This window comes from Hungatella sp. (assembly GCF_046966825.1).
Window position 1 is genome coordinate 12,873 of the sequence record NZ_JBKVCZ010000022.1, and the last position, 26,533, is coordinate 39,405.

At 44.8% G+C, this 26,533-nt stretch carries 23 protein-coding genes; all 23 read right to left on the reverse strand.

Features of this window, described 5'->3' with window-relative positions; genetic code table 11:
• Nucleotides 1-99: 99 nt before the first annotated feature.
• Nucleotides 100-522 (reverse strand): hypothetical protein, encoded by a 423-nt coding sequence (locus ACLTD4_RS09330; protein WP_048931272.1) that lies wholly within the window; start codon nucleotides 520-522, stop codon nucleotides 100-102.
• Between the two features lie 299 nt (nucleotides 523-821).
• A complete protein-coding gene (locus tag ACLTD4_RS09335; RefSeq protein ID WP_048931273.1) occupies nucleotides 822-1,556 on the reverse strand; it encodes a DUF5131 family protein in 735 nt (244 codons plus the stop codon).
• Between the two features lie 150 nt (nucleotides 1,557-1,706).
• Nucleotides 1,707-3,212 carry a DUF3800 domain-containing protein gene (locus tag ACLTD4_RS09340; protein WP_118077277.1) on the reverse strand — a complete coding sequence of 502 codons (1,506 nt, stop codon included), beginning with the start codon at nucleotides 3,210-3,212 and terminating at the stop codon, nucleotides 1,707-1,709.
• 76 nt (nucleotides 3,213-3,288) lie between these two features.
• On the reverse strand, nucleotides 3,289-3,732 hold the full coding sequence (locus tag ACLTD4_RS09345) for an N-acetyltransferase (protein ID WP_048931275.1): 444 nt from the start codon (nucleotides 3,730-3,732) through the stop codon (nucleotides 3,289-3,291).
• Between the two features lie 140 nt (nucleotides 3,733-3,872).
• A complete protein-coding gene (locus ACLTD4_RS09350; RefSeq protein WP_117634115.1) occupies nucleotides 3,873-5,495 on the reverse strand; it encodes an antirestriction protein ArdA in 1,623 nt (540 codons plus the stop codon).
• 53 nt (nucleotides 5,496-5,548) lie between these two features.
• On the reverse strand, nucleotides 5,549-6,010 hold the full coding sequence (locus ACLTD4_RS09355; RefSeq protein WP_048931277.1) for a hypothetical protein: 462 nt from the start codon (nucleotides 6,008-6,010) through the stop codon (nucleotides 5,549-5,551).
• Nucleotides 6,011-6,167: 157 nt separating this feature from the next.
• Entirely contained in the window at nucleotides 6,168-7,823 is a 1,656-nt protein-coding gene (locus ACLTD4_RS09360) for a recombinase family protein (protein ID WP_048931278.1), read from the reverse strand.
• On the reverse strand, nucleotides 7,747-8,748 hold the full coding sequence (locus ACLTD4_RS09365) for a recombinase family protein (RefSeq protein WP_048931279.1): 1,002 nt from the start codon (nucleotides 8,746-8,748) through the stop codon (nucleotides 7,747-7,749). The genes ACLTD4_RS09360 and ACLTD4_RS09365 overlap by 77 nt, the downstream gene beginning before the upstream one ends.
• Before the next feature lie 2 nt (nucleotides 8,749-8,750).
• Nucleotides 8,751-10,358 (reverse strand): recombinase family protein, encoded by a 1,608-nt coding sequence (locus ACLTD4_RS09370; protein ID WP_412331263.1) that lies wholly within the window; start codon nucleotides 10,356-10,358, stop codon nucleotides 8,751-8,753.
• Between the two features lie 77 nt (nucleotides 10,359-10,435).
• A complete protein-coding gene (locus ACLTD4_RS09375; protein ID WP_181988625.1) occupies nucleotides 10,436-10,597 on the reverse strand; it encodes an SHOCT domain-containing protein in 162 nt (53 codons plus the stop codon).
• 146 nt (nucleotides 10,598-10,743) lie between these two features.
• Complete coding sequence (locus ACLTD4_RS09380; RefSeq protein ID WP_048931281.1) at nucleotides 10,744-11,154, reverse strand: recombinase family protein; 411 nt, start codon at nucleotides 11,152-11,154, stop codon at nucleotides 10,744-10,746.
• A gap of 94 nt (nucleotides 11,155-11,248) precedes the next feature.
• Complete coding sequence (locus ACLTD4_RS09385) at nucleotides 11,249-11,593, reverse strand: type II toxin-antitoxin system PemK/MazF family toxin (RefSeq protein ID WP_048931282.1); 345 nt, start codon at nucleotides 11,591-11,593, stop codon at nucleotides 11,249-11,251.
• 934 nt (nucleotides 11,594-12,527) lie between these two features.
• A complete protein-coding gene (locus ACLTD4_RS09390; protein ID WP_048931283.1) occupies nucleotides 12,528-12,938 on the reverse strand; it encodes a sigma-70 family RNA polymerase sigma factor in 411 nt (136 codons plus the stop codon).
• A gap of 2,656 nt (nucleotides 12,939-15,594) precedes the next feature.
• Nucleotides 15,595-15,825, reverse strand: coding sequence for a hypothetical protein (locus ACLTD4_RS09395; protein ID WP_092364917.1), 231 nt, complete (start codon nucleotides 15,823-15,825; stop codon nucleotides 15,595-15,597).
• Between the two features lie 36 nt (nucleotides 15,826-15,861).
• Nucleotides 15,862-16,455: a class I SAM-dependent methyltransferase gene (locus tag ACLTD4_RS09400; protein ID WP_117634114.1), complete on the reverse strand. Its 594-nt coding sequence runs from the start codon at nucleotides 16,453-16,455 to the stop codon at nucleotides 15,862-15,864.
• Nucleotides 16,452-17,264, reverse strand: coding sequence for an ABC transporter ATP-binding protein (locus ACLTD4_RS09405; protein ID WP_092364911.1), 813 nt, complete (start codon nucleotides 17,262-17,264; stop codon nucleotides 16,452-16,454). The genes ACLTD4_RS09400 and ACLTD4_RS09405 overlap by 4 nt, the downstream gene beginning before the upstream one ends.
• On the reverse strand, nucleotides 17,261-18,307 hold the full coding sequence (locus ACLTD4_RS09410; protein ID WP_002565657.1) for a FecCD family ABC transporter permease: 1,047 nt from the start codon (nucleotides 18,305-18,307) through the stop codon (nucleotides 17,261-17,263). Before ACLTD4_RS09410 ends, ACLTD4_RS09405 begins: the two co-directional genes overlap by 4 nt.
• The gene (locus ACLTD4_RS09415; RefSeq protein ID WP_092364908.1) at nucleotides 18,307-19,491 is read right to left on the reverse strand and encodes a nitrogenase component 1; all 1,185 of its coding nucleotides are present in this window, start codon (nucleotides 19,489-19,491) and stop codon (nucleotides 18,307-18,309) included. The genes ACLTD4_RS09410 and ACLTD4_RS09415 overlap by 1 nt, the downstream gene beginning before the upstream one ends.
• Before the next feature lie 39 nt (nucleotides 19,492-19,530).
• On the reverse strand, nucleotides 19,531-20,856 hold the full coding sequence (locus tag ACLTD4_RS09420; RefSeq protein ID WP_117634113.1) for a nitrogenase component 1: 1,326 nt from the start codon (nucleotides 20,854-20,856) through the stop codon (nucleotides 19,531-19,533).
• A complete protein-coding gene (locus ACLTD4_RS09425; protein WP_117634112.1) occupies nucleotides 20,853-21,629 on the reverse strand; it encodes an AAA family ATPase in 777 nt (258 codons plus the stop codon). Before ACLTD4_RS09425 ends, ACLTD4_RS09420 begins: the two co-directional genes overlap by 4 nt.
• A 40-nt stretch (nucleotides 21,630-21,669) precedes the next feature.
• Nucleotides 21,670-22,791: an ABC transporter substrate-binding protein gene (locus ACLTD4_RS09430; protein WP_092364899.1), complete on the reverse strand. Its 1,122-nt coding sequence runs from the start codon at nucleotides 22,789-22,791 to the stop codon at nucleotides 21,670-21,672.
• 1,488 nt (nucleotides 22,792-24,279) lie between these two features.
• A complete protein-coding gene (locus ACLTD4_RS09435) occupies nucleotides 24,280-24,630 on the reverse strand; it encodes a DUF6176 family protein (RefSeq protein ID WP_092364896.1) in 351 nt (116 codons plus the stop codon).
• Between the two features lie 496 nt (nucleotides 24,631-25,126).
• On the reverse strand, nucleotides 25,127-26,533 hold a 1,407-nt coding region (locus ACLTD4_RS09440; RefSeq protein WP_412331264.1), incomplete at its 5' end, for an ABC transporter ATP-binding protein.

Genomic DNA, 26,533 nt, shown 5'->3' on the forward strand with positions numbered 1-26,533 from the left:
TTTCATCAGTCTCTCCCTGTCATAACAATCTGCTCTTTTCTATTTACACAGTGAACACCATCACCTCCTTTACAGCAAAGCCCCACCATATTCCTGGATTTACATATTAATTTGCGGTCCCTGAGTTATTTCTGCCTCCTGAAACAGTCCGACATATTGACTAATCTCATCCGCCAATATCTGGTAATCCTTCTGGTTCGGCTTATAGACATACCACTCCTTCTCCTTGTTTTCCCAAATATGCGGGATAATCCCTTCCTTGAAATTGGGATTGCTGACCGCCTTCCTGCCCCAAATATCCCGGAATTTCAACGCATTGGTATCAATCATTCCCTCTTTTCGGTTAAACATTGTCATAACGATTCCGTCATATGTTGTAGTAGAGGATCTGGAAAACTCCAGACGCATACGAACTTCCTCATTTACTCTCACATAGCCACAGCTTCCGATATATGTTGCATCTTCGCTGTATCGGGTCACACCAAGCACCTTTTTTAACTCCATTCGTAAAAAATTCACCATTTAACCTCCTCTGTCCCTTTTTACAATTTAATCCGCGGCCCCTGTAAGGTTTCTAGCTCTTGAACCAAGTCTGCATATTTATCAACCACCTCCGCCATTTTTTCTTAATCGTTTTTTTCGAACAAATAAAATAAAGGCTATTACGATAAACAACGTTTACTAACCAACGCCCTATCATAACAGCCTTCTAGCTTGTAATTAACAAAAATGACCAGTCAAGTCCAATTTTATCGGTCATTTTTATTATGTATTATGATGCTTAATTACTCCTTAAATTTATGCAAGCTTGTATCTCTTATTTAATTATTTCTTTCGTATCTGTAATTCACCCCAGCCTTTTCCGCTTGGTGCATCTGGTCTTTCCGCTCAATATGATAGATACGGTTTCCTTTTTTGAATTTAGCACCTGTCTGTTTGAACCAGAAAGGAATATCATACTCCACACACTGCTGCATGATTTCTAAGATCCATGCGTAATCACAAATCCTGGCCTCTGGGCCAGACTCCCCGCCACAAGTAACTTGTTCAATTAATCCGGTTGCCAGATACCTACGAATCTCAATCCATTCCAGCATTGGTTCATGAATAATCGTCCGGTGTCTGATTGGTAAATTCAGAAAAATGGGGAGCCGATAGTCGGCCATATTCTGATTCTCACAGGTACAGCAGATTGTTACATTGTCATATCCTTCTCCCCAGTCTTTTGGAAGTCCAACCTGGAATCGATGGATTCGTTTTGTAATGATTACAAAATGCAGGTCATCCCTCTCCCGAATCATCTTCCATGCTTCAGGCCGCCATTCATCCGCTTCTTCTACAAAAAAGTCTGAGGTCATGCAAGTATACACGGCCCCCTCGTCCGGCTGTAATTTATATATACCTTTTCGATTCCGCTTTACCGGCAGAGCAAAGCTGGATGTCCTGGCTATGATGCTGCTGTCTTTTCCAAATTCGGCGTCTCTGCGGTACACATAGCAGTTCAGACACCCCGAACTTACTTTTCTACATCCGTGCCATGGATTCCAGGTTGCCATAATGCCACCTCCCGCATATTTAGAAGCCTTATGGTATGTTTCAAAAATGGTTGATCCGATAACATCTCCCTTTTCTATAACTGGAAGTTATAGAATTTCTTTTCATTATCTTCCTTTGCTTTTTTCTTTTCTTCTTTTTTTGCCTTATATTCAAAGTATATCCACATAATATCTTCCATTAATATTAGAAAAAGTCACTTTGGTAGGGAAAAGGTTCATTCCCCTGGCAGCCATTCCAACAACACTACAAACCCACTCACTTAGTTCATTTGGAAGTCGAAAGCACTCAGATTCTCCATCTTTTAGAATTGTTATTATTGGAGTGAATTTCTGATCCACCCCAACCGATAATACATCAAAAGTCTGAGAACCTTCATGCAACGGCAAAAGAAGTTGGTTCACCGAATCAAAATATACCTTCCCACCCCTTGAGTTCAAATATGATTCTTCATCAAAGGGAATTACAGGCTCAATGGGCAGTTTGCATCTTCTCCGCTCAAAATACCTTGCCAACTGCTCACAAGCAAACGCATTAAAGTATTCGCCCTGCATATCTATATCAGCCCGGATCTGTTCGACAGATTCAAAATGGTTCATAAAATTAAGCAAAGCATTGAATACAACCAAATTATCAGAATAAATGCCAGAGTACGATTTGTACCAAGCTGGTTGCCATTCGCAAATAAGACGATATAGCTTTTTGTAAAGCTCTAATTGAACTTCACTCAAGCAAAACCAACCTACGTCCAGAATCTTTTTGTTGGTGCTTTCATCAAGAGATTGGTATCGTAAGGAATCGCATAACCCCTTCAACAGCTTAGAAATTATTCCCGCCATCATATCTGCCATACGAAGACCTGAATGTTCCATAGAACCGGCTTCATCTGAATTATCCAGTCCTATTTCACGGGCAGACTTTAGAGTTTTGCTTTCTTCCTCCGCTTTACCTTCTTTATCAATAATAAGTGAATAGTTCTGTAAATTTTTCTCCTGTAGATACTTATAGACCCCATCAAAAGGCATATGATAATCCCAATCAAGCTCTGGAGCATCTGAAATTTCATCTAATACGAGTAAAATTTCTTGAAATGCCGTCGTCTCTGCTTGTTTCAATTCCAAATCGTTTTTATTAAATTCAACCCTATCTCGGAAAAACTTCTTTAGTTCCTCTAAAAAGTCTTTGGGTGATTCGTAGAGGCATTTAATGATTTCCCTCGGGTGATATATAACGAGAGCCTTTGTAATGGAATACTTCATAAAGTCTGCATCAAAGAGAAAACTGTTCTCGTACCCTTGAAAAACCTGCAACATAAGGTATTCGATCTTGCTGGAAACAGAAAAGTAAATATGAATTTCCTCGTCAAAAAGCGACAGAAAATCATTTATAAACTGAGCATTCTGCTTATTAAGGGAGGCAAAACCATACTTAAATTGTTTTTGCTGAAACATCGTACTTTTGATTTCACCATTACGATCTTTTCTATCTGCGTACTTAGCCTCAAAAGAAGCATGCCGTTGCAGAATATCATCCTTCTCGGCTGACCATCCTACAATCATGGTTACGAAATTATCATAATAATTAGAGGCACTTACTGTCTGATAGTTGATTTTTCGACTATGCTCAGACTCATCATAGTAGAAATTATATTTAGACATTTTGTAACTCCTCCTTCATAATAAATGACAATTTATAAGTAACTGCCCAAAAAGTTATTTCATCCACCTTATCAAGCTATGTTCCCTCATTTAATTCGCTGTCCTCATGAAACACCATCAGGTACTCCTGCTCCCCAGTTCCTTTCTCTGTCATGCTGTTTTCAACACGGAATCCTTCCGCCTGATAAAATGCCACAGCGCCTGTATTCTTCTCATATACATGCAATGACAGGCGCTTTTTCCTCTTTACCTCTGAAATCAGCTGATGGCCGATCCCCTGCCCCCGGTGTCCCTCCGCTACAAATATTCCGGCAATATACTCTGCGTCCATGCCAATGAAGCCTTGGACCTCCCCGTCTTCCTCAAACACATACACCTCTGCATTTGGCAGCACGGAGCGGACTGTCTCGAAATTCTGTCTCCAATACTCCTCTTTTATAAATGGATGAGCATTTAAGTTTCCCTCCAGCCAAATCTCCATAATCCTATCCAAATCCCGAAACTCAAATAACCGAATCATCTAATCTGACGCCTCCTCGTTCTACTGCTATTATACAGGAGCAGACATGATAGCGCAATATGTTTTCAGAACATTTGTTCTTTTCGTGCTTAACCACTGTTCTGGGCTTGCATTGAAAACTTGTATTCAAAGACTTACTTTTAAAGCTGCAGCTCCTGCCCAATCTGACTTCCGCCCAGGTAGTCCCGCCGAAACTCCTCCTCTGTTTTTATAAACAGGTTGTCATTATTGTCTGTATCCCAGAACCCAATATAAATCTCACCCATCTCCGTCTGAATAGGCCGGTAAAACAGTTCTTCTCCCCAGCCGCTATCTGCCATCGCCTTCCACTCTTCCATCACAGCCGCCAACTCCCGGTCATTTAATTCTCCGTATGTTCTTACTGTAAGCACACCCCAAAGGCTGCCGGCATATGCCTCTACATCTGGCGTCATAGATGCAACCCGTTTTTTAAGCAGTTCAGAAAACAGATATTCCGCCAGACCTTTCTCGGGGTAGCTTTTTAAGCTGGCCTGAATCTTTTCCCGGATCATGTTTTCATACGAGAGAAGTTCCTTCCCTCTTAAAAGCTCCGGCACAAAGGATTCACTTCCACTCCAATAGGCGGTTACAGCCAATGAATTGTATAGGCGGAATTCATGAACAGACGGACTCAGTTCCTGTATCGGATGTCCCTTATAGATGAGCGTGCCAAATGTTGTCTCCACCGGCCCATTCGCTTTCATTTTCTGCAAACCAAATTCTTCGAGACGGACATATGGTTCCAGTTCCTTCTCGATATAAATCTGATGTAAATTCAGCAGATACTTTGCATAGCACTCCGCTGACAACTCCTGAACCGGGAGGAATTCATAGTCCTTATAATTACGAATAATCTGACTTGCTGCATCTGCATCCCTTGGAACCTCAGCTTCTAGTGAAGCCAGAAGTTTCTTTCTCGACACAGTGGTTTTATCCGCCAAGTTCTGTATCTCCATTGCAATCTGGTTCAGCTCCCTAAATGTGAGCCGTGGAGGTAAGAACTGATCCAACTCCCAGATATTGCTGAGATAGTCTGCCACCTCATAAACGTCATATATTCTGCATTTCTCCTCAAGGGCCTCCAGCTGTTTCTCCGTCATAGGGAAATAATAACAGTTCTTTTCCGGATACTTCTTATCAAATACCAGATACACCCGGAATACTGCTGTCCCAGGCTGCACCACTTCTGGATTCTGCGTCTTTCCTACTTCCGGTTTTGGTGCCTTGATTCTTGTAATAAGCCCCTCATCTGTCAACCTCTCACTGGCTTTCATATGGAAACGGCCATACGCCTCATAATCAAAATAGCCGGTCAGTTCCACCGGCAGCGTTCTCCCTTCCCGCTCAAACAGATCATGTCCATACTGTTCTAGGGATTTTATCTCTGGATGGCATTCGTACTGGTCTAAATGCTCCATTACCTCCACAATCCGTATCAAAGAATCCGGCTTTTCATTCTGCAGCACAGTCTCGAAGACAGCCCGCTCCTGTTCCGTCCAGGAACCAATCTTTGCGGCAAGGTAGTTTAACTGTCCAAGGTTTGAATCCTGAAACACAAATTCTCCAATTAACAGATGTGCCAGACCGGACACCGGCGCTTTCACATCTCCTATGAATGGAATCATCCTGGAAGGATGGTACCCGGCCAGTTCCTCCTGGACCTGTTCTGCCTGTTCCTCCGAAGCCGGCAGCTTCATCCAAATTCCGCCATCCCAGTTTTCACGCTTCACAAACACTTCCATTTAAGCCCCGCTCCCTTCCTTATTCCTTCTATATTAAACATGGTTCCGATGATTTAAGTAAGGATATTACCCGGCAGCGCTCCCGACTGTACTTCCTGCCCCTGAGACTCGTCCTCCTTCTGTCCCTGAACCAGTTCTTCCGACTGAAACAGAGACAGATATCCATTGACCACCTCCGCTATCTTCTGGTAGTCCTCCTCTTCCATCTCACAATTCCACCAGACAGAATCTTTATACGATCTCAGTTCTGGCCCTGCCATCCGTTCCCCTTCCGTTTCTTGTTTCAGACCAGTCACATCACTGATCAAAAACTTCATCTGATCCACCAGCCCATTGGTCCGCTCCAGCACTGAGACGGTAAGCCTGGTATACCCACTGTCCATAAAGCCCTGTCCCAGCTCAATCTTCCCTCTGAGATTCTCCTCCAGTCTCCCATAGCAGGCTTTCCCCACATAATGCATATCCTGCATCGCAATCCGCCCTTCAAACATCTTTTTCAGCTCTTCCGATATCATTCCGCTGTTCCTCCCCGTCTATCGTTCTTACTCCTCCCTGTAATACCAACAATAAAACCCCCAGCTGTGATAAGGATATCACACGGTGTCTGGGGACTTTATTCTTGCCACTGTCAGGATCCCGGCAGGCAGGAATCCGTTGATTCTGCCGCCGGTCTTAGTCATATTCATTGATTCTCTGGGTCATCACAATCCCTGAGTGGAACTGTATTTCAATCTTATCTTCGCTGATTACCATGATGGCCTTAATCAGTCGCCTGACCAGTTCGTCATCAAACTGGCGTTTTAGGTAGTTGGTCTTTTGGATGTACTGACCCATACCTTCCACTCTCTGGTCGTAGGCTTCGGCCAGCTGCTTTTCCCGGCTCAGCTCTGTCCTCTTTTTCTTGAAGGCCCGGATCTGGTCCGTGATCTCCCGATACGCCCGGTCGAACTCCTCATCGGCGCTCTCCGTTTTAGCACTATCCTCGATTAGGGCCAGCATCTGTTTCTGCAGTGCATCGATCTTCTCATCATATTCGGTTGGCTCCACGTTGTCCGAGTAGCTGCCCAGGATCCGGATGACATTATCCCGGAAGGCATCGATGAACTCCCCTTCATCCTTTACCACGGAGTTGATGGCCTCCATAATCGCTTCGTGGAGCGCTTTTTCTTCCAGGCTGGGGGAATGTTTACACTTCTTGGTTCCGCTCTTCAAGCGGCTGTAACAGCGCCACACCGGCTTCTTTGTACCGCCGTTCACCCATACCTGCCTGCGGTAAGGCTGTCCGCACTCTTTGCAGTACATGATGTCGGCCAGCACATACTTGGAACTGTATTTTCCCCGGATGGTGGTTCCCTTCTTTTTTGCCGGGCGGTAAACATTCGCCCGGCGGGCCCGTTCCTCCTGTACCTGGTAAAACAGTTCCCGAGGGATAATCGCTTCATGGTTGCCCTCGATGTAATACTGCGGTACGATTCCTTTATTGACCGCCCTCTTCTTTTCCAGGAAATCCACGGTATAGGTTTTTTGCAGCAGCGCATCCCCCATATATTTTTCATTCATCAGCATTTTGGAAATCACCGTGGCATGCCACACGGTGTTTCCTGTCACAGTCCGAATTCCTTCCTTTGTAAGCGTCTCTGCAATTTTGTTAATGCTGTTTCCTTCCAGGTATAATCGGAAGATTCTGCGGACCAGCTTTGCCTCATCCGGCACGATGACCAGATTTCCTTCTTCATCCTTGGTGTATCCCAGAAATTTATTGTGATTTACATACACCACTCCGTTTTCAAACTGCCTCACATACCCCCAGTGGACATTTTCACTTAAGTTCCGGCTTTCCTCCTGGGCCTGGCTGCTAAGGATGGTAATCAGCATTTCCCCGCCATCCCCCAGGGTATTGATGTTCTCCTTCTCGAAATACACGGCAATATTCTTTGCCTTTAATTTTCGGATATGGGTAAGGGAGTCTACCGTGTTCCTGGCAAAGCGGCTGATGGATTTTGTGATGACCATATCAATTTTCCCTGCCATACAGTCATCAATCATTGCTTGAAAGTCATTCCGCTTACGGGTCATGGTGGCGCTCTTCCCGTCATCTGCATAGATTCCTGCAAACACCCATTCCGGGTTGCTGTTGATTTTTTCTGTATAATAATTCACCTGTGCTTCATAGCTGGTCTCCTGCTGTTCCTGCAAGGTACTGACCCGGCAGTAGGCGGCTACCCGCAGCCGCTTATATTGAGCCCTTGTATCACGGCTGAATTCCGGATTGGCTGGAATTACAGAGATGTTTTTCTTTACAACGGTTGCTGTTCTGGCCCGTCTCATCCGGTTTCCTCCCTTCTGCTGCTTCCTGGATAGGAAGCTCAATTTTTACACCATTCATTAATTCATATTCGAACCGTCTGTCCTTGTGAACGGTAATCCGATGTATCGTTGCCTTAAAAAGTTCACTATTAAATTCTTTTTGGAGTGGATTTTCTTCCAGGACTGTTTTCAGTTTTTCTGTCTGGTAATTCTGGTCCTGAATTCTGGACACCCGGTACTGTAATCTGGCCCGCTCATAAATCAGCCGTACCATCTCCTCGGATGGATACTCCGGCTTTTCCTCCAATTCCTGCAGCTTTCTGGTCAGTTCTGCCGCCTCACGGCTATATGGCAGGCCCTGCACGATGGTTTCCGGCTCTATCTGGAACCTCCCCTCCTTCACCCCTCTCATCAGTTCCATAAATGCTTGGATGATCTGGCTGTCTACCAGGAATATGTTCCGGCAGCACACCCTGTTTTCATTTATGTAGTGCTTACATTTCCAGACGATTTTTTCTCCCGGCTGTCCGCAGTGCTCCACGTACCGGCGGTAGGGCTGCCCGCAGACTCCGCAGATCAGACTGCCTGCGAACATAGAGCGATTCCCGAAGCTGTTAGGCTGCATGACACGCCCCAGCTCCCTGCTCTTTTCTTTCCTGCGCTCCTGTACCTGGGTGAACAGTTCTAGTTCTATCATTGTTGGATAAAATTCGTCTCCCAGATACTTTCGATTCTCCAGGATTTTTCCAACCGTCCCATGATTCCACACCGGCTTATGGTTTGCATTGAGTGCCCCCTGTTCTGTAAGTTTTCTCGCAAGCTGGTACAGGGAAGCTCCTTCTGAATACTCCTGGAAGATTCGATTTATAATCTCTGCCGTTTCTGGATCAATTACTATTTTTCCTTCCGCCATCCGATACCCCAGCGGCATATGGCGTTGTCTCATACTTAGCTCACCTCCTGTTCATTTTCTTCCAGTTCCAGACCATTCTTCAGACGGAATACCAGCCGGCGTCCGGGCAGCACTGTGATACGTTCCACCAGCAGTAGGAAGAGTTCCTCGTCATACGCTTCCAGGATGGCAGGACGGTTGCGGAAGACGCTTATCAGATATTCGGTCTGGGATATCTCCCATTCAAAGGCTTTCTGCCCCTGCAGCTGCCGCAGCCGCCTCCGGTCCGCTTCCAGCTGTGCCTCAATCTGGTTCTGTCTCTCAATAAAAATGGCAGAGCTTATGCTGCCTTCGGTTAATACCCTGCCCAGCCTATAGCCCTGCCGTTTTAGTTCCTGAATATTCTGTTCTATCTCCTGCATTTCCCTGTCTTGCTCTGGGTTGCCCTGGATTGCCTTCAACGCCGCCAGCATGGGGATCAGGATCTCCTCATAATTGCTGGCTAGCCGGTTCCAGAGCCTAAGAAATGCAGCCTGGATGACGTCCTCACGGACTGCCTTCTGGCTGCATTTCTTACTGTCTTTAATATGCTGGTAGCAACACCACTGGATTTTTTCATATGGCTTTCCGATGTAGATTTTCTGCCTGCGAAATTTTGTCCCACACTCCCCGCAGAGAATCCGGCTGCTGAATGCATACCGCTTCTGATATACACTGGTATCCTCCACACACTGCTGTTCCCTCCGATACTCATAAATCTGGCGGATAGCCGCAGCCTCCTCTCTGGTAATGATGGGCTCATGGTCATCCGCTATCAGATACTGGGGCAATTCTCCCCGATTGTTTTTGCGAGTGAATGGGACTCCATCGGTCGTATAGGTTTTCTGAAGCAGCAGATCCCCTTCATATGCACAGTTCTGAAGAATCCCCTTTACCACACTGTCCAGCCATTCCTTTGCTCCACGGATCGTGGGAATCCCTGCTGTTTCCAGTTCTGCGGCAATGGTGTAGGACCCTTTTCCTCCCAGGTATTCATCAAAAATCCAGCGCACGATCTCTGCCTCTTCTTTTTTGATAACCAGCTCTCCATACTCATTATTCTCATAACCATACGGTGGACTGCTTATAATGAATGTACCATTTCGGAATCTCCGTACTACCGACCACTTATTATTGGTGGAAATACTCTCGGATTCTCCCTGGGCGATAGAGCTCAAGATGGTTATCATCTGTTCGCTCTTTTCCATAAGGGTGTTGACCCTCTCCTTCTCAAAGTAAACGCCTATCCCAAGGGCCTTCAGTTCCCGGATAGCTTTGATGCTGTCCAACGTGTTTCTGGCAAACCGGGTCACGGATTTTGTCAGGATCAAATCAATTTTTCCCTGCCGGCAGTCCTCCATCATCTGCTGGAAGTCATCTCTCCGGTACAGCTTTGTGCCGGTCCTGGCTTCGTCTGCATAGATACCGGCCAGCACCCAGCCCTCCTCCTCTCCAATCAGCCGGGTATAATAGTCTACCTGGGCTTCAAAGGAATTCTTTTGGTCCGCTGAGTTCGTACTGACGCGGCAGTAGGCGCAGACACGTTTGACTTCCACCGCATTGGCGGCGGAACCGCTGCTAACAGGCTCGATTTTTATGATTTTCTTTACAACCTTCTTCTCCATAGGCTTCTCTCCTTCCTTTCTTTGTTCTCCTGTTAGCACCACACAATACCACAAGTTTTCAGATATATCCAGTGTTTTTACCCATATACTTTCGACAATTCCGGAGAAAATGTTTCCCGATTCAAGGCATCGATTTTTTTGTATTCCTCCTCTGAAATAAAGCCATTTTCCAGCATCAAATTCAGCAGTTTCCGTGCTATACTGTACCGGACTTCGTTTGTTTCTTTCTTCTGTCCCATGGGTCTGCCTCCTAATGAATGGATAAATTCAGACCGTATTCCGGTATCGCTAATGCCGAATCCTTTAGCACAGAAGTGCAAAGCATTTCCGGGCCACACTATACCGGACCTCGTTCGTTTCTTTCTTCTGTTCCATGGCCTGCCTCCTAATGAATGGATAAATTCGGACTATCTTCCGGTACCGCTAATGCCGAGTCCTTTAACACAGAAGTGCAAAGCACTTCAATCTTCCCCTGTTTCGGCGAATAAGCCTCCACACCAAAGTTCTGTAAAAACTCTGCATAGACAATGATGTCCTTTGCATTGCGACTCAGACGGTCGGGACCGCTCACCACCAGGATATTCACACCCCCTTGTGATACCGCATCGGTCAATGCCTGGAGTCCGAGCCGGTTCATATCCCGGCAGGAACCAATGTCCTGGGAATGACCGACTACCTCCCACCCCATGCGGGAGGCATATTCGGTTAGCTTCTGGTCCTGCCGCTTCAAGCTCCCATACCGGTCCTCCGGTGCATCGATCCGGGTATATACCCATGCTTTTTGCTTTTCGTTCATAAGATCCTCTCCCTCCTATTCTGGACTACAACGTTCAATCGAACTTTAAATATATATACGGCTCGGCTCTTTCTGTGGTTTCGTTGTTTTCCGTCTAACTAAGGCCGATGCTGATCCGCAGCGCATGATCTACCTGCTCCATATCCTCTTCCGGTAACCGGCCTATGCACTCTCTCAGGCGGACACGGTCAATGGTCCGGATCTGCTCTAACAGTACAACGGAATGTTCTTTCAGGCCGCAGTGGCTTGGACTGATTAGGACATGAGTCGGCAGCGGATGCTTGTCCTGTCTGCTAGTTACGGCCGCTACGATCACGGTTGGGCTGAACCGGTTGCCCATGTCATTCTGGATCATCAGCACCGGCCTTATGCCGCCCTGTTCGCTGCCGGTTACCGGTGTCAGGTCTGCATAGTATAAATCGCCTCTTAAAATATTCACTTTGGTTATCCTCTCTCATGTCTGTTTTTCTGAAAACAAAAAATCCCCTCACTTGTATTTAGCAAGGGGATGAAACTCTATGTAGTTTTATCCCGTTCTCTTTTAAAACCAGACTTTACTCAAGGGATAGTTTTCCTGCTCCTTTTGGTAATCCTCTCACTGCTGTTTCCAGTCGATGCTGTCATGCTTGCAAGGGTTGTGATGGACCGATTCTGCTCTCCCAAATCGGATATACATTGCTACTGTCTTTTTGCTATCATTTCTCATGATCGCTTCCTCCTCTGATGGTCTATTCTTTCTGTACCACATCATATCTGGCTTATCATAAAACAGCTATCACCATATCTAATAAGTACGCTTTGCCAATCTGACAAAGATTCAGCGTTTCAGTAAAAATATATCTGATGGCGGCGCTTAAGATACAGCTGCCGCCACACAATATAAAAACGTACTTGTTCTTCATTTCATTTTTATTAAATACTTTATGCTCCTATTCGGCACACCTCCCCGGAGCCTGGCAGTCGATTACAACCAGCCCTGGCAAGGCCGTCATAGGCACAGCTTCTTTTGCTGCCTCAGCCGGGATCTCCGGCTGCCGCCCTCATTGCGTGATCCCTCGGTCAAGAGGGGCTGTGACTAGACGGAAGTATCATCATAGGCTGCCCAGGTCATGGCGGTATGGCCCGGCCACGGGCCATTTAAAGAACAGAAAAAACCGCTCTGCACCTTCGATATGATAAGATTAACAGGACACTAGAGATCCTGCAGGTGGTCGTGGCGTATCTTTCTATGCCGCTTTCGCTTTCGCGCTGGACAACTAACGTATCGTAATCGCTGGATATAAAGTTTTCAAAGAACAACGGGGACTGAATAAGCCCCTTCACTCCTATAAAGGAAAAAGTGAAGGGGCCCACAACCTCAGAAAACAAAAAATTTATTCTATTTTTTCACGGAGCTTTCTCAGAAGCCGTTTCTTCCGCTTACTCACTGCCTGCTGGGTAACTCCGAGACGGGCTGCCAGTTCGCCTTCCGTAATCCCAGAAAAGAACAAAGCATCAATCAACAGCCGTTCTTCTACGTTCAGTTCTTCCAGCGCCTGATACAGTCTGCGGTTATCTTCGGCCCGGATCATTTCCTCCTCAATTCCCGGAGCCGAACGGACCACACGGTATTCCGTGTTCACCCCTTCCTCCTGGAACCGTTCCAGCGACATCTCGATCTGCCGGATGACACGATTCTGATATCGTTCCGCCTCACGGGCTTTATGATAGGCATAATAAACTTCTCTGCTCACTTCCACACGTTCTCTCTGTACAATAATGGTATAATTCCTTTCTTCCGCCATAGGGCTTGTCCTCCAATTCTTAAAATATGAAATGAAGAACAAATCCGGAGGTGAACGACACCTGGTATTTTGAGCAAAAATGCAAAGAAAATGCTGATTGAGTAAATTATCAGCCCTGGATTCCTGCCTTTTTTTCTTATCTTTTGTCTGTTTTAAATACATTCAATTTTCAAACATTAGACATCTCTATATCTAACAGAAGCAGCGAAAAACCAACATATCAAACTTCCCGTACATCAGCTGTACTCAAGGAGATCTGTTCTTTATGACCATGTCAGTAAAACCTGTTCTTCATGTTTTTTATCTACTAAATCCAATGTATGAAAAATGACCAATCATTACAAATAAGGTAAGGAGCTCAAATTAAACTTTTTTAACTACTATATAAATAAGCCACCTACCTAATTATATTTCCTACTTATTATCGATTCTTTTATATGTCAAAATCACATTCATTAACATTTAAAAAACCTGTTTTTTACTCTAATCTGTTATTTATAAAACTTGAATAACGGTATAACGATCGCTCAGACTAAATATTAACAAATAATGCATCTCTGCAAACTACTATATAATCTTCATAATAAGATGACGAATTCTATATTTTCATATTACTTTTTAACAAATGGCATAACTTTTCGTAGTGAAATTATTCTGTCTCAATCTACACATATAAATAGAGTAACAGGACACCATAGCTCCTGTAAGCTGACAGAGAAGTCTTTTTTTCTATACCAATTGCCGTATTCGCGCTAGACAGCTAACGTAGTGAAATCGTTGAATATAAAGTTTTCAAGGAACAACAGGAACTAAACAAGCCCCTTCACTCCTATAAAGGAAAAAGTGAAGGGGCCTACAACCTCATATAACAAAAATTTAGTTTTATCACGGAGCTTTTTAAGTCTTTTCTTAATGCCTACTCACCATCTAATGGGTTATTGGAGGGTAGTGTACCTTTCATTATCCCTGTAGAGGATAGTCTTTTATTTAACAATTGCTCTTTTAAAAATTTGATAAGGTCTGTAGTTATTATACGGATTATTTTATCCTGCATTCCCAAAGCTAAATGCAAATACGTAATTATAATTTTTTATTTTAGAATCATTCCAGATACATTTCCAGCCCAGAAACTTTCTCTGGCTATGGAGTGGCAAAATAGTATTTTGTTAAGCAAGGCGCTTATAAATCATTATACTTAATAATAATATTTGTTGCGCAATATATAAATGTATAAAATCTCAAAATTATGTATATATCAACCTTTTTACTCATACCAATGTCTTCATAGATAAAAATAATTTTTGTAGAGCAACCTGGTAATTATCAAGAAAAACAGTATAACCTTCCCTACTATTATGGGATAATACTCCTTGTACATTGACCAAACCAGCACTACACTTGCTCTCCAAATCATCTAAAACCTTTTATTCCGCACATAAAACAATCATCCTTTTTATGTACTTGTTTCGACCATAAAAATTCGTAACGTTGTATAAATGATTCCATAAATTTTTTTATCTTCCAATAGATTTTAAAACATCCATTCTTCTAAATTCAGTTAGCATCATACCATCCACAACAATAAAAACTGTCATATCAATAATAAGCGTTATGGAAAATACGCTATATACACCAAATCCGGCAATATAAGGCATGATGATAGGCCGCAGGTTGTAGATGGCTATTTGGCGAAAAATAACCAGAACACTCGCGTAGCTCTGCCAAGAGACTGCATCAGAGGCAGAATCACAGTTCAGACTCCCAATAAAATATATTACAGTAGAAACAGACGGAAATCCCCTACACCCAGTTCCACTACGGACGGCGTTGTAATAAACATAGAGAGAATTGTCTTCGGTACTAACATAATCGTCAGTTAGCAAATAAACACTAATAAAATTGCTGTGATTGCAAATACTTTCGTAATATCCTTTACCCGGTCGCACTGTTTTGTATTGTAATTGGTTCCGAACGCTGGCTGATATACCTGAGAAAGTCCTATAAAGGAATAAATGCAAAAGGCACTACCCGGTATGCCACGCCGAGTATAATCTGCCATGTATCTCCGCCATGCTGCGCCGCAAGATTATAAAGTACAGTTTGCTATACCAGTATCGTCACCTGCATCAGCATCGCAGAAAAACCTACTCCAAATGATTCCCGAGAAAAGCGTTTTTTCAATGCGAATTGTATTAATTCTTATTTTTTCGCTTAAAATACCAAAGAGAAGCCATTGCATACGCGCTCTGCGAAGCCACCGTTACATATGCAGCTCCATCAATTTTCATGCCATAACGTTTTGAAGTAAAATGAACATCAGAGCTTCCCCAGAATATGATTTATTGGAAACTATTCGTGTAATTTTAAAAATCGGAGTGTTTGCCTTTAAAGGAGCATACTGACGTGATCATGGGAAACGGATAGTTCAGTGAGGCTGTGTTAATAGATTTGATCGTGCTCAGCCAAACTCTCCCGTCTCCATTGTGATCAATATTGCCAGATATATAAGCGGTCAGTAACAGGATTACCTGGATTCATCTGCACCACTTTGGTTATTGTTCTTCCCTCTTTTCTGAACTTGCTAATCGTGGCTTCAGCGCTACGGGAATGGATCACAAAACGACCGTTCCAAGCAATTTTACGAGGAGCCAAAACATCACTGTTTAGTGTGAGCATAGCTAACGGAGCTTTCTATGATATTGGATACCTTGATAGCAGGCACTAACGGTACAGATATGCATCCTGTAGTATTCTTATCCTGTTGCCGCTCTTCAGCACTGGTCATCACAAATTTATCAATCGCGCGTTCCCACTTCTCCTGACGAGCATGATCGCGGATATTTGATACAATATCTCCTATCTTGTAATAAAAAATAAAAAACTCCATCGGTGTCGGACAGAGCTCCTGAAACGATGGAATTTTCTATTTTTTTACTTCCAACCAACACCCTTTGGATATATCATCCTCGAGAATGATGCGGTAATCCGACAGCATGGCCTGCCGGGCAAAGGCATCGTAATCTTCAAGAGTATATTGGCGGGGGGAAGTTGTTCTATCTGAAGCAGACATGGACCCATAGATCCTGCGGCGCATGGTTTCCGGCATATACCGTCCGGCGCCCACGCCGACAATGGCACATCCACCAGGCTTCAGTACCCGATAAATTTCAGTTATTCCCTGGACGGGAACCGGCCAAAAGCCGATAGAACCACGACACATGATAAAATCCGCCAGGTTATCCCGTAAAGGCAGTTTTTCCACATCAGCGCACAGGGTAGAAATTCGGTTATCCACCCCCAATTCACACAGGCGGTTCTGTGCGGTCCGAAGCGCTTCTCCGTCAATATCCACCAAAATCAGGTCCATTGCTGTTACTTTTGCCAGCTCAACCGCCAGATTTCCAGGTCCTGTTCCAATATCTAAAGCCACACCGGCAGACAGATTGTAATCGTCCAGAAATTGCTGGATCAGGAGCGGATACATTGGTTGCATAAAATCATAGCTAAACGGAATCATGTTATGCCACCTCCTCTGCTGTGAGAAGCAATACGGTAAGGAAAAATGTTCTGGTGTTCCTGGCCATCTGCTTGAAAAGAAACAATTTTGGAACGCACAGAAAAGAATCGCTCAATATTTTCCTCGTTAAGCAAATCCTTTGTCGCACCAAACAGTTTTTTCTGTCCCAGTCCCAGCATTAGAGTCTGATCCGATATATTAAGGGCATGATTTGGAAAATGCGTGTTGATCAGGCAGGCGGCGTTCATTTCACGCGAAGCACGCTCAATGGCATCCAGAATGCGAAGTTGGTTTTTCATGTCCAGATTGGATTCCGGCTCATCTAACACCAAAAGCTGAGGTCTGGAAATTAGCGCTCTGGCGATCATCACCATCTGAAGCTCTCCTCCCGAGAGCTGATTGCAGTATCGGTCAATAAGTTTCCGACACCCTAGCAAGTTCAGAAGCTCCTCTGCCTGATCGTACTGCGATTGATCAGGAACCTTAAAAAAGTTTTGGCTCGCGTTCAGGCCCATTACCACCATGTCGAGCACACGGTAAGAAAACACGCTCCGCTTCGCCTGCGGTACATAGCTGATCACTTGCCAAAGTTCCTTTTCTTTATAAGTCCGCAGGGGTTGGCCCGCAATAAAGGTTTCCCCTTGCTTCCAATGGAGAAAGTCCATAATGCATTTGAGCAACGTGGTTTTTCCAACTCCGTTTGGCCCCAGAACCGTCATGACCTTATGCTCTTCCAGCTCGAAGGAGATATCGGACAATATAGACCGGCTGTTGTAAGAAAAGCAACCATTTTTTACCTCTAAAATCATGTAGAACCTCCTGAAGTCTTTCGTAGCATCCACGCAAAAAAAGGCGCTCCAATGATCGCGGTTAGAATGGAAAGCGGGATCTCCGCCGCGGTGGCAGTACGGGCAATAGTGTCGATCAATAGCAGGTAGAGCGCACCAAGAAGCGCGCTGGCTGGTAATAATGCACGATGGTCATTGCCAACAAGCATCCGTCCAACATGAGGAATAACCAAACCGATCCATCCGATCACACCGCACAGAGAAACCGTCACACCGGTCATCAGTGTGGAAAGCACGATAACAACAGAGCGCAGACGATGAACATTGACCCCCAACGAACGAGCCTCTTCTTCATCCAAAGACAGAAGATTCATTTTCCAGCGCAGCGTCAGAAGTACTGCAATGCAGGGCAGGATGATCACGCACGAAACGATGATATCTTTATAAGAAGAACTGGCCAGACTTCCCATCAACCAAACTGTAATGGCTGGCAATTTTTCCTGGGGATCCGAAACATATTTAATAAGGGAAACCAGTGCGTCAAACAATGCCTGAATAATAACACCCGAGAGTACCAGAGTAAACAACTCCGTCCGACCATTTACTTTTGAAACCAGAAAAACCATAAGTACAGCCAGCAGTCCAAACGTTAAAGCGGATCCCTGAATAATGAGGGTGCTGGTAGACAGGAGAATACCTAAAGAAGCTCCAAAACCCGCGCCGGAGGAGACACCCAGAATGTCCGGGCTAACCAGCGGATTCCCGAAAATAGCCTGATATGTAGCTCCCGCCACAGAAAGCCCCGCGCCAACAATCATCCCCATCAATAGACGTGGAAGGCGTGAGCCCAGAATAACACTAACCCCAAAAGGATTCTCCGCCTTCAACGCCTCCAATGCCTGTCCATCCCGAAAGAGGGCTACTCCCATAATTCGGAAGGCTTCCAAAGGAGGCACCGAATAGCGCCCCACACATAACAAAATCAGAAACACGCCGGTCAATGCCATCGCCAACAGCAATACCATAGCACATTGTTTCGCTCGACTCAGTTGCGCACTTCTCATCACACGCCCTCCCGTAAAGCGGCATCCAGCAGTTCCAGGAACTTATCACCAAAGGGGCAGACCTGACTGGTCCATCCAAGGCGACTGGAGACTGCAACATGAGGAAGTTCCACATAACCGGTGGGGCTGTCGGCCCAATCCAATTCTCGGAAAAAGCCATCACCGATAACCAAATCATAGCGCCCAGAACGAATTCTTTCTTCAAGCTGCGCTTCGCTGATATGAGCCTGATCTCCAGAACGCATCAGCTGCTGGTCTGCGTCAAACAGGGTGCAAACGTCCACGGAAGTAAATTCTCTATCCAGTTCTAGGGATTCCCGCACACTGTTTGCCAAGAGCTGTTCACCGATGACCAATGCACAAAGTCCTTCATATTTTTCAACAGTCTTCTCCTCTTCTTCCAGAACAGGAACCTCGGATAAGAGATTTTCCAACTGAATCAGGAACCGTTGCAAGGGTTTCCGGCCAGAGAAACTTCCCGCCAGCCAAGACATTGCATACTTGCTCTCCAAGTATCGGCAGACGGGCAAGGCTGAAACCGTAAGAGCAATGTTGCAGGCCGCACTTACACTACCGCTAATCTCCTCCAAAGTGCTACCCATAGCCCATACAGAGCAAACAGTGAATCCTGCATCTTCCAAAACCTTGCGAAGGACATCCACATTCCGCTGATGGGTCAGGTCCAAAGGAGTGGCTCCAATGAGATTTACTGAGCGAGGAAGCACGTCTGTCCGGTGTTCAGGCAAAAAGGTTTTAGCCAACCTCAGAAGCGCCATTGAAACGCCGCGATCGTAAAAATCCGTCCCTTTGGTAGGAAAACTCATTGCTTTCTTGCCTGTTCTGTTTTCAACCAATTTGGCAAGAGCACGATAATCCGTTCCTAGAACGGCAGGAGAAGGACTACCTAGCAGTGCAAAAAACTTGCTGTCCAACCATTCATCTGCAGAAAGAAGTTTATTTAAAAAGATGCTATCATCTCCGAATACTGCCTCGGCGTCATCTAAATTAGATGTAAACACCCGGCTGCGCTGGTCAAACCATCGAGGTTCATCATAACCAGTGTAAGTGCCTGTGCATCCACCCGCATCATGGATAGCTAAAATACCACCCAATTCAAACAGAGTGCTACATACGCCAGAAAAATCCGGAGACAGCGTGGGTAAAATCGAATAAAAACCTCGCATAGAGAACCTCCTAACAATTGTTTATGAAAACAAATGGCTTTACACCACAAGTCCCTTGGTGTAGAGCAAAGCCCGGGCAGAAATATCACTGTTCAAAGCATCCTCCACGCCCTGAAGGAGAGCAGTAAACGCTTCAAAACCGTAGTGTTGGTCATCAGCGTCCAACGTAAACAATTTTGAAGACGGGCACACATAGGAGGCGGAAAAACCAATTGTAACATCTGCTTCTTCCGGGACAGCTTCCGCCATAGACATACTCGGATGATAGCTGGTATATACTGGCACATCGGGAAAACTCTGCTTCAACTGAGCGATCGATTCCCATTCATATTCCATAATAGCATCACTGAGCAGGAAGCTGATCTCCACTCCACATAGAGCCAGTGCCATGGCGATTTCAAAGGGAGAGCCGTTAACTCCAATTCCAACGCCTACCCGCAAGCCTTTCAAACGCCTCCGCCACTGAGAGATACTATCCATGCAACTCTCGTAGCAGGACTGCCAGGAAACTTTTCGTTCCAGGAAGGCTTCCAGCCCTTCATAGCCACGGCGGATCCCTTCCGGATGGTAGCGGATGAACTCTTTATGCCAGGGAATACCCAGATGACGCTCCATCTCCTGGCAGGCGACCCGACCAAAGGGCTTGATGAGCAAATTGTGACTGCTATGTCGCATTTCCATAAACTGCTCAAAGGTCTGGCAAGCGCTGAGCTGAAGCACCTTTTCGAACCCCGCCTCATTCATCAGGGAGAAAAACTCACCGTTCGGATTAATAGGCGAAAAGTGTCCAATCACATTGAGCGTGTCTTTGGGAACACGCGTATTCTTCTCCTTACAGAGAAAATCATAAAGACTGCGCTGTATATTCAGAGCTGGCGGCATACTGCTATTGGCTGTGATGGGATTCATGTGGCAATCCACAAAGGGCATCCCATACCGTTCAGTTAGACGGCGACACAGATTTTTGTAATCAGAGGCCAATAAATCATCGATGCAGGAGGCACAGATAAAGAATGCAGGAGGACGCTTCGATAGACAACTCAGAATGTCTTCTACAACAGCAGGAATGCGGTCCATATGGCTACCCAAGACCAAATCTTCCTCGGTAATATCCATGTAACGAATGCGGCTGCGCAATCCCAGCTGTATGCTGGAAACGGAGCCATGTCGGCCACAACCATGCGGCGCCACGAACAACAATACACTTTCCGGTACCAGCATCGCGGTTCGGACAATTCCCCATCCTCCCGCACTGGGTGCGCTGTAATGAAGGCAGGGTCCACTGACCACTTTTCCTTTAGTGCCTAATTCCGGCGCGGCGGGGTCAAGATTCGCGATCGTCAGGTGATATAGTTCTTTTTTCATACAGCACCTTCCTTCTGTTCCTCCACAGGTACCATAATGCGTTTGGCGATGTCGATGATGGTTTGAGAAACAGGAAGTTCAGAATCCATCTGGACCACGGTCATATTTTGCTCCTCGGCTCGCTGAATGTCGGAATCTCTCGGGACAACACCAATGATCTCTGTTCCGATCCGTTGCACAAAATCCTCAACAATGGCAATCTCATCGGGGACATTTCGACAGTTAAGAACGATTCCGCGAAGCTTAGCGTAACCGCGTTCCTGGAAGTTGTCCAAGGCCTTCTTGATATTAGCAGCGGCATATAGCGCCATTTTCTCGCCAGAGGTCACAATCACCACCTCATCAGCATATCCCTGTCGAACGGGAACTGCAAACCCACCGCATACCACATCGCCAAGCACATCGAAGAACACATATTCCGGGGCATAAACCTGAAATGCATTAAAATCGTCCAGAGTATCAAAGGTCTTGATAATGCCGCGACCAGCACAACCGCTTCCGGGTGTGGGGCCACCAGCTTCTACGCAGACGATCCCCCGATACCCCTTGACAGAAATTGCATCAAGACTGGGGCAAAGTCCGCCGTATGTCTGCAGTACGTCCATTACCGAGGTAAGTTCCTGACCTGCTCTCAAATTTAAAGTGGAGTCCGCTTTGGGATCGCAGCCGATCTGCATGACCCGTTTGTCCATTCCTGCAATCGCCGCGGCAATGGATGAGGTCAGGGTAGACTTCCCAATACCGCCTTTTCCGTAAAACGCAATCTTTCTCATAAATTCACACTTCCCTGCATAAATTTTCATTAAGTTTTATTTAACTCTGAGTATCACCCAAAATCTCAGCTACCATCTCATCTGTCAGCGTGAATCCGTACATCTCCTGATAAAAGTCACGCAGTTCGGTCTCCATATCCATATCGCCAAAAAGCTCAGGATGCTGAATTTTGGCCATCCATTTGATCGTCAGAGGAGTTTCAACTCCAGGGGGATCCCAGCGGTATCCACCGATAGGAATTTTATAGACCTCGCCATCCTTGACAGCCCGAACAAGGGACCAGTCCTGACCTTCCAGCTTGTTTTCCAACAAGTCGGAGGGCTGCAGATCGGTGAAGTTACCGATATATATGATCTCAGGGTTCCACAAATAGATCTGCTCCATATCAACATTCAGCTCTTCGCCAGACAGGTCTCCCGCAGGGTTGATAGCACCGCTGTTGTCCCATAAGTAATAGCCGAATCCCTGACCAGCAACCTTCAGATTGTCGGAAAGCTGTAGGATGCTTCTGAATTCAGAAGTGTTCAGAGTGGCAACTCTATCACTTACCTCCGCCACCTGAGCATAGAAATAATCGATCAACTCTTCTCCGCGTTCTTCCTGCTGATACAGAGAGGAAATAATGCGAATCCAGGTTTCCAGATCGTCCATAGTGCCATATTGGAGTGCAATGACTTTCAGACCTGCGTTTTCCATCTTTTCGATCTCTTCGGTCATATAGTTCCACTGAAAAACCACATCGGGTTTCAGCTTCAGCAACTCCTCTATATTGACTACGAAGCTAGTGTCCACCCAACTTGTGTCAACCTTAGCCATAGTAGGATACATATGCCGCAGCGCACTATCTTCGTAAGCAATCACGGAAGAAGGATTACAACCGACCATGTAATCATTATTCCCCATTACAGCGTAGAAGATATAAGGGAATGGCATGATCGTTGTAGCCAGTCTCTGGGGTGGTTCATCAAATTCAATGGTGCGTCCCAGTTGATCAGTGATCACAATTTTATCACTCTCTTGCGCGGACCTGTCCTCTTTATCAATTGTCTGAGTGAACAAATCCTCTGCTGTCGAAGTTTCCATCTGTCCTCCATTGGAGCAGGCACACAGAGATAGTCCCAGTACACACGCCAATAACAGAGATAATACTCTTGTTTTCATCTATAGTCCTCCTTCTGTCAATTAATCAGTTAGTTTTAACTAACCATTCTGTTAAAAAAGTCTCTCACTTGGAATGCGAAATATAAACCCCGTCAGTTAGTTTATACTAACCTTTTTCGACTTTACCACTTCCATCCAGAAATGTCAATACCTAATTTCATTTTTGACCAAATATCTAGTATACCGGCGCACGAATTAATTCTACAAAACAATCCCGGAACCGTCAAAAAACTCGGGATGGCAACATTTAAGAACGTGGCATCTCTGCGAGAAAAATTATCATGTTGTCAGATTATATAAAAATTGCTTACTTTTATTGATTTCAGCAATGCAAAATATACAAACCAGAGCAGCCATAAAAACTCCAGACTTATACTGGTGAGTAGTTTTACTTATATGTGGTTGGCAACAATTGTATGATTCTTTGAAGTTTCTTTATGTTTACTGCGTTAGCTCTGTCATTGACAAACACAGCGCTCATTCTCTGTGCTCTCAAGTCTCTTATGTCTGATATATAGGTATTTCCATCAATCATGTTGGCAATTGCTTTTTTATTACCGATGCTAATGTCGGCCACGTTTATTAAAAGAAGGGTTAGTGTTTCATAGCCCAAAGGTACGAAGATGTGGTAGTGGAAAATACCGTACTACGAGAAGGTCCTCACAAAAATGCGATTTCCAAACATTATATAGGTTGCCAAGAACAGCACAATTCTCTTTTTTGTATCCAACTTTCTGTGCTCTTGCACAATAGCACAGAGACCATCAATGGACTTCATCATGTAGATGCAGACACAGACAATGCAGATCTTTACAGACCGTAGATATCTCCTAACACGGCAGCATCTTCAGTAACTTTATTGTATGTGTAAGGAGAATGGGATCTGTATTATTCGTGAGCCAGATTATAATACCATTTACAATAACCTCGATCATATGTGAATTGTCAAAGTTCAATGGAGTCTGCTACTGAAATGCTGCAGCCGATTCCAGAACTACATCCGAAACTATATCAAGACTACATCCTATTTAGGCAGAGGAGTCTCATGGTGGCCATAATTAGGTTCCAGGATATCAGTGGATTCTTTACAGCATTTGCTAACCCAGTTGTAAAAAGTACTTAGCACAATGCCTTTTTTATGACACCAGTCAGTGCGGCATTCATTAATAAGTTTTATCTGTTCCTGCATAAGAACACGTTTGTTATGAGTAGTTGTCATAACCTATACTCCAAAATGAGTCAAACAAGTTTAGCGCTAAACTTGTTGACTGTTTTTTGAATTATAATGGGTATGCTATCTCCAGACTTCAACTGCAATTGAAAGGTACTTTTACAATGTTCCAAAGAGTAGAGTGTGTTTATTTTTCTGAGGATATCTGGCAACGGTATAAACTCTTCTAAATGACATTTTCGCATCAATTACCGTAGTAGCTTTTGCATATAATTAAACAACGGACCATCGCAAAAAAGGATGATCCGTTGTTTTTATCATTTTTTCGAATGAAACACAGAAAAATCTCCCAAAACCAAGACAGGACTCAATTGTGTACAATCCTCCAAATCGACACAAACGCTCATGTATTCCATGTGTTTTGCATCCAATGGATTGCCGCTGTTTTCTGCAGTCTTAGCGGCATAGTCCAAGTCATCGGCCAATACAAACATATAGGCATATGCGGCCCCATTTTCTTGATTTAAAAAATAAATCTCCAAATGCTCTTTTTCATTTTTTAGTGTTTTATTTCCTTCCTCCTGATGTTCTTGAAGAAAAGCAATCCACTCCTGGGCCATTTCTTCCTTGCCATCTTTGATTCTCATACGCCATAACACAATATCCATGGAAACACCTCTTTCTATATTGGTTTTAACTCTTTGTTTGATATGTTTTCTTCCCTCAGAATGAAAAACAATATTTACAGCGCTCTTCCATAACCCTCGGAGCATGTATGAGCACAGTTTTTCATTTCTACTAGCCACTTTCAATGCATCAGACAAAATAGCCAGATGTACAATGTGATATTCGTACAGCCCCATATTCTTTAATAGCAACCGTATCTTCTCTACTCGCTCCTCCTACAAAGGTTGCATCAAATTTCTTGGTATTATGACAATGCCTCTGTTTCCATAAAATGTTTCACTGAGTAACCCGATAAACATACAAAATCTTTTATTTTCCCCGCTAACCATCCGCATGTAAACCGGAGTACTGAGGAACATGAGAATTTTAACGGACAGCACCCTGTTTAGAAAACCATTCACTATGCAGATGGTATCCACAACGAACTAAATACTAATAAGCGCCGTGTTCAAAAACAGTCACCCTGTCCCCTTTACGCTAATATTGGAATTCTTCCGTCAGTTTTGCTTTCTCCACCAAATTGTTATAGGTTGGAGAAGTTTTGAGCAGTTCAAGATGAGTACCGGACGCTTCCACTCTCCCGCAGTTGATCACCACGATTTTATCTGCATTTTCAACGGATTTGAGACGGTGGGAAATAATGATAACAGTCTTATCCAGAATGAGGCGGTTCAAACTGTCCTGGATCTTTTTTTCGTTTTCCACATCCAAAGAGGCTGCAATCTCATCCAGAATGATAATAGGTGAATCTTTCAAAAAGGCTCTGGCGATGGATAACCGTTGACGTTCTCCTCCGGAGAGTGTTGCTCCGTTTTCTCCGATCATCGTTTTGTACCCCTCCGGAAGCCTCCGGATAAATTCTTCGCAGTTGGCCAATCGTGCCGCCCGGATGACTTCCTCGTCTGTGGCCGTCTTTTTCCCAATGCGGATATTTTCCAGAACAGATGTATTAAACAACGTTACATCCTGAAACACGATGGATAACTTTTCAAACAAGGATTTTGTAGAGAGCTCTTTGATATCCAGCCCGCCAATCCGGATGCTTCCGCCGTCATGATCATAAAGTCTTGACATCAGACGCAGGATACTGGTTTTCCCGCAACCGGACACACCCACTAAGGCAGTCACTTCGTTTTGCTTCGCGGTGAAACTGACGTTCTTGAGCACTTCTGTATCCTTATCGTAAGAAAAAGACACCTTATCAAATTCAATATCATAACTTGAGATTGTCTGATCCTTGCCCTGCTGTATCTTTGTCTCCCGCACCTCCCGGATACGTTTGACCATGGAATCCAGATAATACAGCTCTGCCACATTCATGCTGACCGCTTCTACGCTTTCCCGCACCTTAATGGAGGCCAGTACATATCCTAAAAAGTACAGGATATTGATCTCTCCTGTATGCAGCATTTGGACGCCTATCAGGATCACAAGCACAAAGGCAAATTGCAGAATGACATTCGAGCACAACATAGGAATACCCGCTGAAATCTCTGCACGAAGATGGATTTTCTCACTTTCTTCCATCTTTTGATAAAGAGTCTGCCGGATCTTCTGAGTCAAGCCAAAGCTCTTGATTTCCTGCTGATTTTCAATGGCCTCCTGAAAGCTCTCAGAGTTGTCCCGGAGCTTTTGATAATGTTTGAATGACTCCCGAATCTGAAGGTTTTTCGACAATAAAAGAAGCCCGAATCCAAGCAGAATCGGTAGAATGATAGCAAGCCCCAATTTAACATTGCCAAGGAGCAGCAGAACCGAAAGCAACGGAAAAAAGAACAGGAATCCCACTGCCTTTGCCATAGCGTGGCTCATAGCATGCTCAATAGCTGCCACATCCGCCATGATGGTTTGCGCCAGATCCGAAAGGTCATGCCTGGAAAAGTA